The sequence below is a fragment of the Actinomarinicola tropica genome (genome assembly GCF_009650215.1).
In the GTDB taxonomy this organism is placed as follows: Bacteria; Actinomycetota; Acidimicrobiia; order Acidimicrobiales; family SKKL01; genus Actinomarinicola; species Actinomarinicola tropica.
Map to the genome: position 1 here is coordinate 660,772 of NZ_CP045851.1, position 14,402 is coordinate 675,173.

Annotated in this window: 19 protein-coding genes and 1 pseudogene; 13 read left to right on the forward strand and 7 right to left on the reverse strand. The window is 73.0% G+C overall.

Features of this window, described 5'->3' with window-relative positions; all coding sequences use genetic code 11:
- Positions 1–11 precede the first annotated feature (11 nt).
- Both hppD and GH723_RS03350 read right to left on the reverse strand, forming a co-directional pair.
- Positions 12–1,151, reverse strand: coding sequence for a 4-hydroxyphenylpyruvate dioxygenase (gene hppD / locus GH723_RS03345; RefSeq protein ID WP_153758317.1), 1,140 nt, complete (start codon positions 1,149–1,151; stop codon positions 12–14).
- Positions 1,148–1,981, reverse strand: a complete 834-nt coding sequence (locus GH723_RS03350; protein ID WP_229023018.1) for a phenylalanine 4-monooxygenase — start codon at positions 1,979–1,981, stop codon at positions 1,148–1,150. The genes hppD and GH723_RS03350 overlap by 4 nt, the downstream gene beginning before the upstream one ends.
- A gap of 180 nt (positions 1,982–2,161) precedes the next feature.
- Here GH723_RS03350 and rph point away from each other — a divergent pair, with 180 nt between their 5' ends.
- Positions 2,162–4,612 carry a rifamycin-inactivating phosphotransferase gene (gene rph, locus GH723_RS03355; protein WP_153758319.1) on the forward strand — a complete coding sequence of 817 codons (2,451 nt, stop codon included), beginning with the start codon at positions 2,162–2,164 and terminating at the stop codon, positions 4,610–4,612.
- A gap of 64 nt (positions 4,613–4,676) precedes the next feature.
- Entirely contained in the window at positions 4,677–5,102 is a 426-nt protein-coding gene (locus GH723_RS03360) for a PPOX class F420-dependent oxidoreductase (protein ID WP_195210500.1), read from the forward strand.
- Here GH723_RS03360 and GH723_RS03365 read toward each other — a convergent pair.
- Entirely contained in the window at positions 5,096–5,614 is a 519-nt protein-coding gene (locus GH723_RS03365; RefSeq protein WP_153758321.1) for a VOC family protein, read from the reverse strand. The genes GH723_RS03360 and GH723_RS03365 overlap by 7 nt on opposite strands.
- A 49-nt stretch (positions 5,615–5,663) precedes the next feature.
- On the reverse strand, positions 5,664–6,377 hold the full coding sequence (locus GH723_RS03370) for a DedA family protein (protein WP_195210501.1): 714 nt from the start codon (positions 6,375–6,377) through the stop codon (positions 5,664–5,666).
- 183 nt (positions 6,378–6,560) lie between these two features.
- Here GH723_RS03370 and GH723_RS03375 point away from each other — a divergent pair, with 183 nt between their 5' ends.
- The 6 genes and pseudogenes from GH723_RS03375 to GH723_RS03395 all read left to right on the forward strand — a co-directional run bounded on the left by GH723_RS03375 (position 6,561) and on the right by GH723_RS03395 (position 10,062).
- On the forward strand, positions 6,561–6,962 hold the full coding sequence (locus GH723_RS03375) for a TOBE domain-containing protein (RefSeq protein WP_229023020.1): 402 nt from the start codon (positions 6,561–6,563) through the stop codon (positions 6,960–6,962).
- On the forward strand, positions 6,959–7,714 hold the full coding sequence (gene modA / locus GH723_RS03380) for a molybdate ABC transporter substrate-binding protein (protein WP_195210502.1): 756 nt from the start codon (positions 6,959–6,961) through the stop codon (positions 7,712–7,714). The genes GH723_RS03375 and modA overlap by 4 nt, the downstream gene beginning before the upstream one ends.
- A complete protein-coding gene (locus tag GH723_RS03385; RefSeq protein ID WP_153758324.1) occupies positions 7,711–8,502 on the forward strand; it encodes an ABC transporter permease in 792 nt (263 codons plus the stop codon). Before modA ends, GH723_RS03385 begins: the two co-directional genes overlap by 4 nt.
- A gap of 83 nt (positions 8,503–8,585) precedes the next feature.
- Positions 8,586–8,927, forward strand: a pseudogene (locus GH723_RS19200) (ATP-binding cassette domain-containing protein); the annotation flags it as partial.
- A 483-nt stretch (positions 8,928–9,410) separates the two neighbouring features.
- The gene (locus tag GH723_RS19205; protein ID WP_407650261.1) at positions 9,411–9,548 is read left to right on the forward strand and encodes a TOBE domain-containing protein; all 138 of its coding nucleotides are present in this window, start codon (positions 9,411–9,413) and stop codon (positions 9,546–9,548) included.
- 46 nt (positions 9,549–9,594) lie between these two features.
- On the forward strand, positions 9,595–10,062 hold the full coding sequence (locus GH723_RS03395; RefSeq protein ID WP_153758326.1) for a PPOX class F420-dependent oxidoreductase: 468 nt from the start codon (positions 9,595–9,597) through the stop codon (positions 10,060–10,062).
- A 19-nt stretch (positions 10,063–10,081) separates the two neighbouring features.
- On the opposite strand, the gene GH723_RS03400 is transcribed toward GH723_RS03395, so the two are convergent.
- Together GH723_RS03400 and GH723_RS03405 are read right to left on the reverse strand one after the other, a co-directional pair.
- Entirely contained in the window at positions 10,082–10,540 is a 459-nt protein-coding gene (locus GH723_RS03400; protein ID WP_153758327.1) for an SRPBCC family protein, read from the reverse strand.
- A complete protein-coding gene (locus GH723_RS03405) occupies positions 10,537–10,905 on the reverse strand; it encodes an ArsR/SmtB family transcription factor (RefSeq protein ID WP_153758328.1) in 369 nt (122 codons plus the stop codon). The genes GH723_RS03400 and GH723_RS03405 overlap by 4 nt, the downstream gene beginning before the upstream one ends.
- A 43-nt stretch (positions 10,906–10,948) precedes the next feature.
- Here GH723_RS03405 and GH723_RS03410 point away from each other — a divergent pair, with 43 nt between their 5' ends.
- The 5 genes from GH723_RS03410 (at position 10,949) to GH723_RS03430 (ending at position 13,208) form a co-directional block, all read left to right on the forward strand.
- Positions 10,949–11,575 carry a dihydrofolate reductase family protein gene (locus tag GH723_RS03410; protein WP_153758329.1) on the forward strand — a complete coding sequence of 209 codons (627 nt, stop codon included), beginning with the start codon at positions 10,949–10,951 and terminating at the stop codon, positions 11,573–11,575.
- A gap of 64 nt (positions 11,576–11,639) precedes the next feature.
- Positions 11,640–11,945 carry a DUF1330 domain-containing protein gene (locus tag GH723_RS03415; RefSeq protein ID WP_153758330.1) on the forward strand — a complete coding sequence of 102 codons (306 nt, stop codon included), beginning with the start codon at positions 11,640–11,642 and terminating at the stop codon, positions 11,943–11,945.
- A gap of 32 nt (positions 11,946–11,977) precedes the next feature.
- Complete coding sequence (locus GH723_RS03420) at positions 11,978–12,298, forward strand: ArsR/SmtB family transcription factor (protein ID WP_153758331.1); 321 nt, start codon at positions 11,978–11,980, stop codon at positions 12,296–12,298.
- The gene (locus tag GH723_RS03425) at positions 12,295–12,771 is read left to right on the forward strand and encodes an SRPBCC family protein (protein WP_153758332.1); all 477 of its coding nucleotides are present in this window, start codon (positions 12,295–12,297) and stop codon (positions 12,769–12,771) included. Before GH723_RS03420 ends, GH723_RS03425 begins: the two co-directional genes overlap by 4 nt.
- Positions 12,772–12,854: 83 nt before the next feature.
- Positions 12,855–13,208, forward strand: coding sequence for a DUF1801 domain-containing protein (locus tag GH723_RS03430; RefSeq protein ID WP_153758333.1), 354 nt, complete (start codon positions 12,855–12,857; stop codon positions 13,206–13,208).
- A gap of 9 nt (positions 13,209–13,217) precedes the next feature.
- Here the strand turns inward: GH723_RS03430 and GH723_RS03435 are convergent, their stop codons facing one another.
- Positions 13,218–14,318, reverse strand: coding sequence for a calcium/sodium antiporter (locus tag GH723_RS03435; RefSeq protein WP_153758334.1), 1,101 nt, complete (start codon positions 14,316–14,318; stop codon positions 13,218–13,220).
- Positions 14,319–14,402 lie beyond the last annotated feature (84 nt).

Consider the following 14,402-nt stretch of genomic DNA (forward strand, 5'->3'; position numbering starts at 1 on the left):
GGCCTCGCCGGTCAGAGGTGCCCGCGACGGGCCTGGTCGCGCTCGATCGCCTCGAACAGGGCCTTGAAGTTGCCCTCGCCGAACCCCTTGGCCCCGTGGCGCTCGATGATCTCGAAGAACACCGCGGGCCGGTCGGTGACCGTCTCGGTGAAGATCTGGAGCAGGTAGCCGTCGTGGTCGCGGTCGGCGAGGATGCTCAGCCGCTGGAGGTCGTCCCACGGCAGGTCGTGCCCGGCCAGCCGCTCCTTCGCCTCGGCGTAGTAGGTGTCGGGCACCTCCATGAACCGCACGCCCCGCTGGCGCAGTGCGTCGACGGTGCCGACGATGTCGTCGGTGCGCATCGCGATGTGCTGCACGCCCGGGCCGTCGTAGCACTCGAGGTACTCCTGGATCTGGCTCTTCTTCAGCCCGTCGGCCGGCTCGTTGATCGGCATGACGATCTTCGACCCGTCCCACACGACGGTCGACATCAGCGCCGAGTACTCGGTGGCGATCTGGTCGTCGTCGAAGTGGACCAGCTGCTCGAAGCCGAGGACCTTGCCGTAGAAGTCGACCCAGGTGTCGAGCGAGCCCTTCTCGACGTTGCCGACCACGTGGTCGACGGCCGTGAGGCCGACCTCGGGCCCGACCGGTGCCGGCGGGAGGCGGTCGTCGTGGAAGCCGGGCTCGAGGCGCCGCATGCCGCTGCCGTCGCCGTAGCGCCCACGGTCGACGAAGGTGTGCACGGTCTCGCCGTAGGTGGCGATCTGGGCCAGGCGGAGCGTGCCGAGCTCGTCCTGCTCCTCCCAGGGCTCGCGCACCGCGCGTGCGCCCCGGGTCACCGCCGCGGCGAAGGTGGCGTCGACGTCGTCGACGATCCAGGCGAGGTCGTGCACGCCGTCGCCGTGGCGACGCACGTGGTCGGCGATGGGGGAGCCGGCGTCGAGGGCGCCCGACACGACGAAGCGGATGTCGCCCTGCTCGAGCACGTAGCTGACCTTGTCGGCCACACCGGACTCCGGGCCCGCGTAGCCGGTGCAGCGGAACCCGAACGCCGACATCAGGAAGCCCGCGGTGCTGCGCGCGTTGCCGACCCACCACTCGATGCAGTCCCAGCCCCGCAGGTGGGCGGCGGGGACCTCGGAACGGGGTGCCTCCTCGAGGGTGGTCATGCGGTCAACCTCCGGTGGGTGTCGTCGTCGAACTCGTCGAAGAACGCTCCGAGCTCGTCGACCATCCGGTCGGTGCTCGGCGCGGCGAAGAGGAGCGGCTGGTACTGCGTGATGTCGTAGGAGGTGGTGCCCATGGCACGGAGGTCCCACGGTCGGATCTCCGCCTGGTCGAACACCTGGATCTCGCCGTAGGAGGACAGGAGGCCGGCGCCGTAGGCGCGCACGCCGCCGCCCTCGTGGACGACGCCGAACTCGAGCGTGAACCAGAAGACGCGGCTGAAGAAGTCGAGGGCCTCGTCGGACGTGGCCCGCAGCGAGGCGTGCCCGGCGGCCTCGTAGAGGTCGGCGAGGTGGGGGGACGCCAGCATCGTGGCGTGCCCGATGATCTCGTGCACGATGTCGGGCTCGGGCGTGTAGAAGGGCACCGAGTGGTGGCGGATGTACTGCGTCGACAGGAACGTCCGCTCGGCGAGGGCGCCGTAGAACTGCCGCGTGGGCACGAGGCCGGGGACGGGTCGGATGCGGAAGCCGGTCAGCTCGTGGAGCCGGGCGTCGACCTCGCGCAGCTGCGGGACGCGCTCGGTGGGCAGCCCCAGACGAGCGATGCCCTGCCGCACCTCCTCGCACGCGTACCGCTGGTGCAGCTCGGCGAGCTCGGTCGACACGGTGGCCCAGACGTCGTCCTCCTCGCGGCTGTAGTGCACGTTGGGGATGGGCTCGCCGGCCTGGTGGCGGGCACCGACCTCGGCGATGCGGGCGCGGCGTCGGAGGTACTCCTGGTCGTGCACCCCGGGGTGGTCGACCGGCAGCTCGACGGTGAGCTCAGCCATGGAGCCCATCGTGGCGCGTTTCACATCGTGAGACAACCGTCACGCCGCACCGGGTCGCCGCCGCCCCGCCAGGGTCCATCGTCCCACGCCGAGGGGGGCTTGCCGCAAGCGGCCGACCCGTGCTGAGGATGACCGTCCTCCTGGGCCGTCCGGTCCGGGCCGGTGAGGTGAGGAGAGGCGATGGGGGACCAGCGCGGCGTGGTGGCGCTCGACGAGGTGGGCCGGGAGGACGTGGCCCTGGTCGGCGGGAAGGGGGCCCAGCTCGGGGAGCTGCGGCGGATCGAGGGGGTGCGCGTCCCCGACGGCGTCTGCGTGACGACCGCTGCGTTTCGTCGAGCGGTCGCAGGATCAGACCGCGGGCAACCCGTCGTCCCGCCCGAGGTGGCCGACGAGCTGGCGGCTGCGCTGAACCGGCTCGGGGGCACGGCGACGAGGTTCGCCGTCCGGTCGAGCGCCACCTCGGAGGACCAGCCGTCGGCGTCGTTCGCCGGCCAGCACGACACGTTCCTCGGGGTCGAGGCTGCGTCGGTCGCCGACCGCGTGGCCGCCTGCTGGTCGTCGCTCGGGACGGCGCGCGCCGTCGCCTACCGGAGGAACCACGACGTCGACGAGCTCGGCGTCACGATGGCCGTCGTCGTGCAGCGGATGGTCGACGCCCGGGTGTCCGGCGTGCTGTTCACCGCCGACCCCCTGTCGGGCCACCGCCGCACGTGCCGCGTGGAGGCGGTGGAGGGGCTCGGCGACGCCTTGGTCTCCGGCCGCGTCGCGCCGCAGGCGTGGACGATGCGCGCCGGTGTCGTGGGCGCCCGTCCGTCCGGCGCCGCACTGCTGACCGACGCCGAGCTCGACGAGCTGGAGCGGGCGGGTCGACGCATCGAGGCCCACGCGGGCGGTCCTCAGGACGTCGAGTGGTGCCTGGACGACGACGGCCTGTGGATCGTGCAGTCCCGCCCGATCACGACCCTCTTCCCCGTGCCCGAGACCGGTGACGACGGGTTCCACGTCTACGTGTCGGTGGGGCACCAGCAGATGATGACCGACGCCATGACGCCGTTCGGGTTGTCGGTCTGGCGGATGACGACACCCCGGCCGATGGAGGTCGCCGGCAGCCGGCTCTTCGTCGACGTGACGCCGCAGCTGGCGTCACCCGCGACGCGGGCGCCGATGCTCGAGATGTTCGGTCGGTCCGATCCGCTGCTCCGCGACGCGCTGGAGGCCGTGCTCGAGCGCGACGAGCTCGGTTCGCCGCCCGAGCAGGCTCCGGGCGGGCCGCCCCTCCCGTCCGGTCCGCCGACGCCGCCCGACCCGGACCCGGCCGTCGTGCCGGAGCTGATCGCTCGCAACCGGGCCTCGGTCGATCAGCTGCGCGTCGACATCGCCGCCCTGTCCGGGCCCGAGGTGTGCGCGTGCATCCGCCGGGACCTCGACGAGCTGCGCGCCCTGCTCTTCGCCCCGGACAGCAGCGCCGTGGTGATGGCTGCCATGGAAGCGGCGTGGTGGTTGAACGATCGCATGGAGGAGTGGCTCGGAGTGCGAAGCGCCGTCGACGCCCTCACGCGCTCCGTCCCCCACAACGTCACCGCCGACATGGGTCTGGCGCTCCTCGACGTCGCCGATGCGGTGCGCCCCCACCCCGCGGTGGTCGCGTTGCTGGGCGCCCTGCGGGGCGACGAGGGGGAGGAGGTCCTCGATGCGCTCGCCGAGGTCCCCGGTGGCCGCGAGGCGAGCGGGGCGCTGCGGTCCTGGCTGGAGGAGTACGGCGTGCGCTGCGTCGGCGAGATCGACATCACCCGCCCGCGCTGGCGCGAGACGCCAGGCGCGCTGGCCCCGCTGATCCTCGGCCACGTCGCGGCCTTCGCCCCGGGTGAGTCGGCGCGTCGGTGGGCCGAGGGGCTCGAGGAGGCGGCACGCGCGGAGCGCGACCTCCTCGCGCGGGTCCGGGGCCTCCCCGACGGGGAGGTCAAGGCGGCCGAGACCGAGGCGAGGATCCGGCTGGTGCGCACGTTCACCGGCTACCGGGAGTACCCCAAGTTCGGGATGGTGAGCCGCTACGCCCTCTACCGGGACGCCTTGCTGCGGGAGGTCGACCGCCTGGTCGGCGACGGCGCGCTCGCGGCGCGGGACGACGCCTGGCTCCTGACCTTCGACGAGCTCGAGGAGGCCCTCCGCACCGGTGGCGTCGACCGCGACGTCATCGCCGGCCGGCGGGAGGCCCATGCTGGCCACCGGACGCTGTCCCCGCCGCGCGTCCTCACCTCCGACGGCGAGGCGCTCCACGGGTCCCACCGGCGCACCGACGCCCCCGCCGACGCGCTCCTGGGCCTCGGCGTCTCGGCCGGCGTCGTCGAGGGGAGGGCCCGGGTCCTCCTCGACATCGGGGACGGCATCGTGGAGCCCGGCGACGTCCTCGTCACCCGCTTCACCGATCCGTCCTGGTCGCCGCTGTTCGTGTCGGCCGGTGGGTTGGTCACCGAGGTGGGCGGCCTGATGACCCACGGGGCGGTCGTGGCGCGCGAGTACGGGCTGCCCGCCATCGTCGGGGTGGACCGTGCGACCGAGCTCGTGCCGGATGGCGCGTGGGTCCGGCTCGACGGCACGCGCGGCACCGTCGAGGTGGTCGAGGGCCGGTGACGGAACAGCTGGCGGTCGGTGGGGGTTGGACCCTCCGCCGGACGACGCCGCGGAGGTCATGCCCATGACGACAGCACCCGAGAGCGACCACCTCGCGGAGGTGCCCGAGGACCTCCGGCCCCTCCTGGAGTCGGACGCGGTGGCACTCGTCTCGACGCTGGGTGCGGGCGGCGAGCCGCAGACCACGCCGCTGTGGTTCCTGTGGGAGGACGGGCAGCTCCGGTTCAGCCTCGTCGAGGGTCGCCAGAAGCTGCGCAACCTGCGGCGCGATCCCCGCATCTCGGTGGTCGTGATCGATCCGTCCGATCCGACCTGGTACGTCGAGCTGCGGGGCCGCATCGGTCCGCTCGTCGAGGATCCGGCGCTGGAGCTGGAGCGGAAGGTCGCCGAGAAGTACCGGGGCGCCCACGTCGACGTCGAGCCGCCGGGCACCGTGCGCTGGGCCACCCATGTCGTGCCGCACAAGGTGACCGGCCAGCGCGGTCACTGACGGGCGGCGGCCTCCTCGGGGACGACGACGCCGGCGGTGCGCACGCCCGACCACCGACGGACGTCGCCCGCCAGGTCGAGGTGCTCGATCGGGGCGGCGTGCTCGTGCTCGCCCCAGGCCTCCCGGGGCAGCATCCACATGACCTCGAACTCGTTGCCGTCGGGGTCGGCGCCGTAGATGCTCTTGGTCGCACCATGGCTCGACTCGCCGGTGTAGGCGCCGCTCGCGAGCAGCGACTCCCGCGCCGCGACGAGCTCGTCGATCGTGTCGAGCTGCCAGGCCAGGTGGTACAGGCCGATGCCACGCCGCCGTGGCCCGGTACCGGTGCCGATGCCGAACAAGCCGAGGTCGTGGTGGTTGCCGGAGCGGGGCAACCGCAGGAAGGCGGCGTTGGCGCGGGGTTCGCGGGCGATGACCTCCATGCCGAACACGTCGCGGTAGAAGCGCTCGCTGCGGGCGAGGTCGGCGACGAACAGCACGGCGTGGTTCAGCCGGACGGGGGAGAAGGACATGACGGGCTCCTCTGCGTGGGTGCTCACCCCGTTCAACATCGTTGAGGCTTCAACTATTTCGGTCGGCCTCGTCCTCGAGCTCCTCGACCAGCTCCTCGAGCGTCGCCTCGGCGTAGCCCGGGTGCGCCGCCTCCTCGGCGGCGCGCTGGCGGCGCGACCGGACGAGCGAACGCACGACGAGCCCCACCGCCGCCAGGGCGAGGCCCACGACGACGACGTCCTGGAACGGCTCGGTCACGTCGAGGATGCGCTCCCAGCGGTCGCCCAGCGCGAACCCGGCCGCGACGAGCACGGTGTTCCACACCAGGCTGCCCACCAGCGTGAGGAGTGTGAACACGCCGAGGGGCATCCGGCGGAACCCCGCGGGCACCGAGATGATCGAGCGCAGCAGCGGGATGCAGCGACAGACGAGCACCGCGGTGCGCGAGCGGCGGTCGAACCACTGCTCGGCCCGATCGAGGTCCTCCTCGCCGAAGCCGATCCACGACCCGTAGCGGATGACGATGGCCCGCAGTCGGATCGGACCGATGGCGGCCGAGAGGCCGTAGAGGATCAGCGCACCGACGACCGAGCCGATGGTCGCGGCCACGACCATGCCCACGACCCACGCGTCGCCCCGCGCCGCGGCGTACCCGGCGAGGCCGAGCACCACCTCCGAGGGGATGGGCGGGAAGACGTTCTCGACCGCGACGAGGACCGCGACCCCCACGTAGCCCAGGGCGTCGACCACGTCGGCGGCCCAGTCGGCCAGGGAATCCAGCACCGTCGCGCCTCCTCGCCCGGTGGTCGGGGTGTCACCCGGGCGGAGGAGAGCGTAGGGACCGCCGGCGGAGGAGCCGTGTCGGGTCCCCGCTGCGACGTCCGTCGAGCCGGCGAACCTCGCAGATGCGAGGCAGTAGCCAGCCAGATGTCGACAAGTACCAGTCTCCTGTGGTGGGCTGCCCGGGTGAGCTCCGCCTACCGACCGGGCCAGGTCGCCGACCTCCTCGGCGTCAGCGTCGACACCGTCCGTCGCTGGTGCGACGACGGGCGGCTCCCCACCGTGCGCACGGAGGGCGGTCACCGGCTCGTGTCCGGCCCCGGCCTCGCCCGGTACCTCCGAGGTCGGGCCGCGGCATTCGAGGCCGACGGCCTCCCCGCCCAGTCGGCGCGCAACCGGTTCACCGGCGTCGTCACCCGTGTCGAGCGCGACACCCTGAGCGCCGTCGTCGAGATCCAGTCCGGTCGCCACCGGATCGTGTCGCTCATGACCCGTGACGCCGCCGACGAGCTCGACCTCGAGGAGGGAGATCTGGCCGTCGCCGCGGTCAAGGCGACGACCGTGGTCGTCGAGGTGCCGGACCGGTGACGCGGGCGTTCGTGCTCTCGCTCGTCCTGCTCACCCTCGCGTCGTGCAGCGGCGACGATGCCGACGAGGAAGGGCGCGGGACGCTGACCGTGGCGGCCGCGGCCTCGCTCAGCGACGCGTTCACCCGCATCGGGGAGGACTTCGAAGCCGCCCACCCCGGCGTGGAGGTCACCTTCACGTTCGACTCGTCGTCGACCCTCGCGGCGCAGATCGTCGAGGGCGCACCCGCCGACGTCTACGCCTCGGCCGACCCCTCCGACCTGGACCGGCTCCGCCGCGACGGGCTGGTCCGCGACGTCGAGGTGTTCGCGGGCAACGAGCTGGTCGTCGTGACCGCACCGGGCAACCCCGAGGGCATCCGTGGCCTGGGGGACCTGGTCGGCGTGGGCGTCGTGGCCCTCTGCGGGTCGGACGTCCCGTGCGGTCGCTACGCCGGCCAGGCCCTCGACCGGGCGGGCGTCGCGCTCCCCGAGAGCCAGGTCACCCGGGGTCAGAACGTCACCGCGACGCTCACGGCGGTGTCCGACGGCGATGCGGTCGCCGGGATCGTCTACGCGAGCGACGCGGTGCGGGCCGGCGACGCCGTCGACACCGTCGCGATCCCCGAGGACCGCAACGTCGTCGCCGGCTACCCGATCGGCGTCGTCGCGGCCACCGCGGACGCCGAGCTGGCCGACGCCTTCGTGGCGCACGTCCTCGGAGCCGACGGCCAGCGCGTGCTCGACGAGCTCGGCTTCCTCCCCGCACCGTGAACCGGGCTCGACCCCGCCCTCCCGCGCTCGTGGTGGCGGCCGGTCTGGTCGGCGTCGCGTTCTTCGCCATCCCCCTCGTCGGGCTCCTCCAACGTGTCGACTGGGGAGGGCTGTGGGCGGACCTGACCACCGACGAGGCGCGCCAGGCGCTCCGCCTGTCGCTCGTGTCCTCGTCGGCCGCCGTCGGGCTCGTCCTCTGCATCGGGACGCCGCTCGCGTGGCTGCTCGCCCGCACCGAGCTCCCGGGTCGTTCCGTGGTGCGAGCGCTCGTGCTGCTGCCGATGGTGCTCCCGCCGGTGGTGGGGGGCGTCGCCCTCCTCTCGGCGTTCAGCCTCCGCAGCCCGCTCGGCGGCTGGCTCCACGACACGTTCGGCCTCCAGCTCACGTTCTCGACGGCGGGCACCGTGCTCGCCCAGACCTTCGTGGCGATGCCCTTCTTCGTCCTCACCGTCGAAGGAGCGCTGCGGGGGTTGGACCCGCGCTACGAGGACGCGGCCGCGGGGCTCGGCGCGGGGCGGGCCCTGGTGTTCCGCCGCGTCACGCTGCCGCTGATCGCGCCGTCCGTCGCGGCCGGGGCGGTGCTGGCGTGGGCGCGGGCGCTCGGCGAGTTCGGCGCCACGATCACCTTCGCGGGGAACGTCGCCGGGCGGACGCGCACCCTGCCACTGGCCGTCTACCTCGCCCTCGAGTCCGACCGGGACGCGGCGCTCGCGCTCAGCGTCGTCCTCCTCGCGATCTCGCTCCTCGTGCTCGTGTCCCTCCGCGACCGGTGGTGGACGCGCGCATGAACCTCCACCTCGACATCGCGGTCGACCTCGGGACCTTCGACCTCGCCGTCGCGCTCGGCGCCGCCGGCGGGGCGGTCACCGCGGTGCTCGGCCCCAACGGAGCGGGCAAGAGCACGTTGCTGCGCTGCATCGCCGGCAGCCTCGCCATCGACCGCGGCACCATCTCGCTCGGCGGTCGCGTCCTCGACGCCCCGCCGACCACGTTCGTCCGGCCGGAGCACCGCGCGATCGGCGTCGTCCACCAGGACCACCTCCTGTTCCCGCACCTGTCGGCCCTCGACAACGTGGCGTTCGGCCTGCGGAGCCGGGGCGTCCGGAGGGCGGCCGCGCGCGACGGGGCCCGCGAGCTCCTCGACCGCTTGGGGGTGGGATCGGTGGCCTCGTCGCCCCCGACGGAGCTGTCGGGTGGTCAGGCCCAGCGGGTCGCCCTCGCCCGGGCGCTGGCCACCGAGCCCGACGCGCTGCTGCTCGACGAGCCGCTGGCCGCGCTCGACGCCGCGACCCGGATCGAGGTGCGGCGGGACCTGCGGCGCCACCTCGCCGAGTTCGCCGGACCGGCGATCCTGGTCACCCACGACCCGGTCGACGCCCTGGCGCTCGCCGACGAGGTCGTCGTGCTCGAGGCCGGTCGCGTCGCCCAGCGCGGCCCGATCGGCGAGGTCACGTCCGAGCCCCGCTCCCGCTACGTCGCCGACCTCATCGGCACCAACCTGCTCGTCGGCACCGCCGACGGGACGTCGCTCACGACCGACCGGGGGCTGGTCGTCGCCCTGGCCGAGGCACCCCGGGGGCCGGTCTTCGCCACGATCGCCCCGGCGGCCGTCGCCCTCCACCGCCGCGAACCCGAGGGCAGCCCCCGCAACCGGTGGCGGACGACCGTCGCCCACCTCGACCGCCTCGGCGACAGGGTGCGGGTCCACGCCGCCCTGCCGGTCGGGCTCGTCGCCGAGATCACCCCGGCGTCGGCCGCGGACCTGGCGCTGGCCGAGGGATCCGAGCTGTGGGTGAGCGTGAAGGCCACCGAGGTCGTCGCCTACCCGCGGTAGTCACACGGGCCTGGCGGGCGCACGGCCGATGTGGGACCGTGCGCACGTGGCCCGCAAGATCGCGACCAACCGCACCGTCGACCGAGACGAGCTCCTCGAGTTCGTCCGCAGCCGCCACCGCGTGATCCTCATGACCACGCGCCGCGACGGCACCTCGCAGGCGTCGCCGGTCAGCGCCGGCGTCGACGGCGAGGGTCGCCTCGTCGTCTCGACCTACCCGGAGCGAGCGAAGGCGCACAACGCCCGTCGGGACCCGGCCGGCTCCGCGCTCGTCCTGTCCGACGACTGGAACGGCGAGTGGGTGCAGCTGTGGGGCAGCTTCGAGGTTCTCGACCTGCCCGACGCGCTCGAGCCGCTCGTCGAGTACTACCGCTCGATCGCGGGCGAGCACCCCGACTGGGACGAGTACCGGACGGCGATGGTCGACCAGGGCAAGAGCCTGCTGCGCCTCACGATCGAGCGGTGGGGTCCCATCGCCACCGGCGGCTTCCCGGAGCGCCTCGCCGACGCCTGACCCGGGGCCGGTCCGATGCTCAGAGCGCGTCGTGCGCCGCGGCGACCGAGCGGCTGAGGCCCTCGACGAAGCCGATCGCCAACGCGTGGGCGAAGGTCGCCTCGGAGGTGAAGCCAGCCGTGACGACCATCTGCGTGCTGCCGTCCACCTCGGGGACGATCCGCACGTCGACCTCGGTCGGCTCGAGCCCGTCGCTGCTGAAGGTGAAGCGCAGCGCCCGAGGAGGCTCGACCGCGATGACGTCCCACCGGCCGCGGATCGTCCCGCCGGGGGCGTCGACCGTCACCTCGACGGTGCCGCCCGGACGGAGGTCGTGGTGGTCGACGGTCATCGGGAGCCCCGGAGGCCCCCACCACCGGGCGACCGCGGCGGGGTCCGACCAGAGCCGCCACACCGCCTCCGGCGGGTGGTCGAACGTGGTGGTGATGGTGGCGGTGCGCCGGTCGTGGTCGACGGTCGCCTCGACGTCCCGGCTCATCGGGCGTCCTCCTCGTCCTCGTGCGCCCTGTCGTCCTCGGGCGCGCTGGCGTCGCTGAGCACGTCGTGCATGCGCTCCACCCTGCCGCGCCACACGTCGCGCAGGGCGAGGAGGTCGGCCTCGACCTCGTCGAGCGCCTCGGCCCGGGCGCGCACGTAGCGGTGCCGGTGGACCGCACGCTTGGTGACCAGGCCCGCGTCCTCCAGCACCGCGACGTGCCGCTGCACGGCGGCGAAGCTCATCGGATAGGCGGCGGCGAGGTCGGACACGGCGTGGTCGCGGTGGAGCGTGCGGGCGACGATGTCGCGCCGGGTGGGGTCCGACAGCGCGCGGAGCCGACGGTCGAGGGTGTCTGATACAACCATATTGTTGTATGATAGCGGGCCCCGACACGGAAAGGAGGCGCCCGTGCGCCTCGTGCTCATGCAGTTCTGCTCCCTCGACGGCGTCACCCAGGGGCCGGGCAGCCCCGACGAGGACACCAGCCACGGCTTCTCGCGCGGTGGTTGGTTCGCGCCCTACGTCGACGAGACGTTCCTCCCCATCGTCCGCCGGTGGGCCGAGTCCGCGGACGCCTACCTGTTCGGTCGCCGGACCTACACGGCGTTCGCCGACGCGTGGCCACACATGCCCGACCTCGACGACCCGGTGGCCGCCAGCCTCAACGGCCGCCCGAAGCACGTCGTGTCCTCCAACCTGACCGACGCCGATCTCACCTGGGGTCCTGCAACCCTCCACCAGGGCGACGTCGAGGCCGCCGTCGCCGAGATCACCGCCGCGCCCGGCGCCGAGGTCCAGGTCCACGGCAGCACCACGCTCGGCCGCGCCCTCCTCCGCGCCGGTCTCGTGGACGAGCTGCGACTCGTCGTCGCGCCGGTCATCGTCGGCGACGGGCGCCGGCTCCTGACCGAGGCCGACAGCGCCCGGGGTCTGCGCCTCCTCGACCTCGAGCGCACCGATGCCGGCCTCGCGGTCCACACCTACGCCGTCGAGGGCCCGGCGACGTTCGCCACCTACGCCCCCGCCGAGCGCTGAGCTCCGGCGCCGCCCCCGCCGATCCGCGATCATCCGGTTACCGACGAGTGGGGAGGAGTCGGCGATGCCAGCCGCGTACTGGGTGAACACGTTCCGCGAGGTCCGGGATCCGGCCCGGCTCGCGGCCTACGCCGAGGCGGCGGGGTCGGTGATGGAGACCTACGGCGGGCGGTTCCTCGCCCGTGGCATGCCCGCCGCGGTCTTCGAGGAGGCGCCGATGGAGCGCACGACGGTGATCGAGTTCCCGAGCGTCGAGCGGGCCGTGGAGGCCTACGAGAGCGCCGAGTACCAGGCGGCGCTCGCCGTGCTCGGCGACGGCGCGGTCCGCGACATCCGGATCGTGCCGGCTGTCGGTGACGGCGGGGGTTGACCCCCTCATCGGTTCGTCGTAACTTACCGTTCGTGGACACGAACGAAAGCGAGAGCGGATGGGCGACGCTCGGCGACGGAAGCCGACGGGCGATCGTCCTGCGGCTGGCCGAGCGGCCACATGCGGTCGGCGAGCTCGCCGCATCGCTGCCGATCAGTCGCCCGGCCGTGTCCCAGCACCTGAGGGTCCTGAAGGACGCGGGCCTGGTCGAGGAGGAGTCCGCCGGCACCCGGCGGATCTACCGCCTCAACGCGGCCGGCCTGCTCGCCCTCCGGGACCAGCTCGACACGTTCTGGGCCCGTGCCCTCACGGGCTACGAGGACGTGGCGAACCGACCGGAGGAGACACCATGACCAACGCGACCGAAGCGGTCGTCCGCCGCTCCGTCACCGTCGACGCACCGCTGGCGCAGGCCTTCGACCTGTTCGTCGAGCGGTTCGGCGACTTCAAGCCGCGCGAGCACAACCTGCTCGGTGCGGAGATCGTCGAGACGCGGTTCGAGCCTCAGGTCGGCGGCCACATCTACGACCGTGCCGCAGACGGCAGCGAGTGCCGGTGGGCCCGCATCCTGGCCTACGAGCCGCCGGCCCGATTGGTGTTCAGCTGGGACATCAGCCCGACCTGGCAGCTGGAGGCGGACACCTCGAACGCCAGCGAGGTTGAGGTCCGCTTCACCGAGGAGACGCCCACCCGGACGCTCGTCGAGCTTGAGCACCGCCACCTCGAGCGTCACGGGCCGGGGTGGGAGAGCGTGCGCGACGGCGTCGCGGACGAGGGCGGCTGGCCGCTCTACCTGGCCCGGTACGCCGACCTCGTGGGCACGTGACCGGGACAGCGACGCATTCCTTGACGGGAATGCGTCGCGGTCGTACCGTCGGCGCACCAACGGTCGACGAGAGGGGCAGCACGATGGCGGGAGCCACCGACGGCGAGACGGCGGTGAAGGACAAGATCGGCGAGCTCCCGGCGTTCCAGGAGCTCGCTGCGCGCCTGCACCACGTGATCGTGCAGGCCGCACCGGACCTGCAGCCTCGCCTCTGGTACGGGATGCCGGGCTACGCGCGGACGAAGAGCAGCCCCGTGCTCTGCTTCTTCCGGGTGGACGACGACCAGTTCGTCACGTTCGGTCTCACCGAGAAAGCACACCTCGAGCCGGAGGAGGGCGCCGCGGACCGCCTGATCGGATCGGCGTGGTTCCTGCGCGAGCTCGACGAACCGACCGAGGCGCGCATCGCCGACATCGTCCGTCGGGCGGTGGGCTGACCGGCGCAGTCAGGCGCCGTCGGGTCGGCGGGCCGCGGCGCGCGCCTGGAGCGCCGCGAGCGTGAACCCGAGCAGCACGAGCGGCACGACGACGAGGGCGACCGGGCGCACGACGTCGACGGCCTCGCTGTCACCGGCGTCGAGCACCAGGAACGTGACGTAGAGGGTGTACGCCGCGACGAGGACGATGCCCTCCCACCGCCGGATCTCGAAGCCCTTCCAGATGATGGGCACGAGCACGATCGTCGCCGCCAGCATCACCGGCACGTCGACCTGCAGCGCGCTGTCGGGCACGGGGATCGGTGTGCCCGCCGCGAGCCCGGTGAGGCCCAGCACGCACAGCAGGTTGAACAGGTTCGACCCGACCACGTTGCCGACGGCGATGTCGCGCTGTCCCCGGTACGCCGCGAGGAACGACGTGGCCAGCTCCGGGAGCGACGTCCCGATGGCGACGACGGTGAGCCCGATGACGAGGTCGCTGACGCCCATCTCCTCGGCGATGTCGGTGGCCGAGCCGACGAGCAGCTGCGATCCGCCGACGAGGACCGCGAGCCCCAGGACGACGAGGCCGACCTGCACGGGCAGGGGCTTGTCGACGACGTCGACCTCGAGCTCCTCGATCGACTCGTCGTACTCGTCGATGACGTCCTGCTCCCGCTCGCCCCGCGCGGCGCGGATGAGCCACCAGGTGTAGGTGACCACACCGGCGAAGAGGATCGCGCCGTCGACGCGCCCGATCTCGTTGTCGAGGCCGAGGAGCAGCGCCACGAACGAGGCACCGATGAGCACCGGGATGTCGATGCGGATGATGCGCTGGGACACGGCGAGCGTGCCGATGACGGCCGACCCGCCGAGTATGAGGAGGATGTTGGCGATGTTCGACCCGGCGACGTTGCCGAACGCCACCTCGCCGTTGCCGCCGATCGCGGCGCTGACGCTCACGGCCAGCTCGGGGGCGCTCGTCCCGAAGGCCACCACGGTGAGCCCGATGACCACCGGGGCGATGCCGAACCGGGTGGCGATGGACGCCGCGCCGCGGACGAGCAGCTCCGCACCGGCGACGAGGAAGACGAGCCCCACGGCGAGGGCGACGAAGGTCCAGGCGGTCACCGGCGCATCCTTCCACTGACCCGGCCCTCGTGGTGGAGCATGCCTGAGGAGTAGATAATCTGACAAAGTCGTCAGATCGTCTGC

Coding starts and splice junctions, on each gene's coding strand:
- hppD (WP_153758317.1), bottom strand. CDS start 1,151: ATGACCACCCTCGAGGAGGCACCCCGTTCCGAGGTCCCCGCCGCCCAC.
- GH723_RS03360 (WP_195210500.1), top strand. CDS start 4,677: ATGACGACAGCACCCGAGAGCGACCACCTCGCGGAGGTGCCCGAGGAC.
- GH723_RS03415 (WP_153758330.1), top strand. CDS start 11,640: ATGCCAGCCGCGTACTGGGTGAACACGTTCCGCGAGGTCCGGGATCCG.
- rph (WP_153758319.1), top strand. CDS start 2,162: ATGGGGGACCAGCGCGGCGTGGTGGCGCTCGACGAGGTGGGCCGGGAG.
- GH723_RS03400 (WP_153758327.1), bottom strand. CDS start 10,540: ATGAGCCGGGACGTCGAGGCGACCGTCGACCACGACCGGCGCACCGCC.
- GH723_RS03365 (WP_153758321.1), bottom strand. CDS start 5,614: ATGTCCTTCTCCCCCGTCCGGCTGAACCACGCCGTGCTGTTCGTCGCC.
- GH723_RS03405 (WP_153758328.1), bottom strand. CDS start 10,905: ATGGTTGTATCAGACACCCTCGACCGTCGGCTCCGCGCGCTGTCGGAC.
- GH723_RS03425 (WP_153758332.1), top strand. CDS start 12,295: ATGACCAACGCGACCGAAGCGGTCGTCCGCCGCTCCGTCACCGTCGAC.
- GH723_RS03350 (WP_229023018.1), bottom strand. CDS start 1,981: ATGGCTGAGCTCACCGTCGAGCTGCCGGTCGACCACCCCGGGGTGCAC.
- GH723_RS03430 (WP_153758333.1), top strand. CDS start 12,855: ATGGCGGGAGCCACCGACGGCGAGACGGCGGTGAAGGACAAGATCGGC.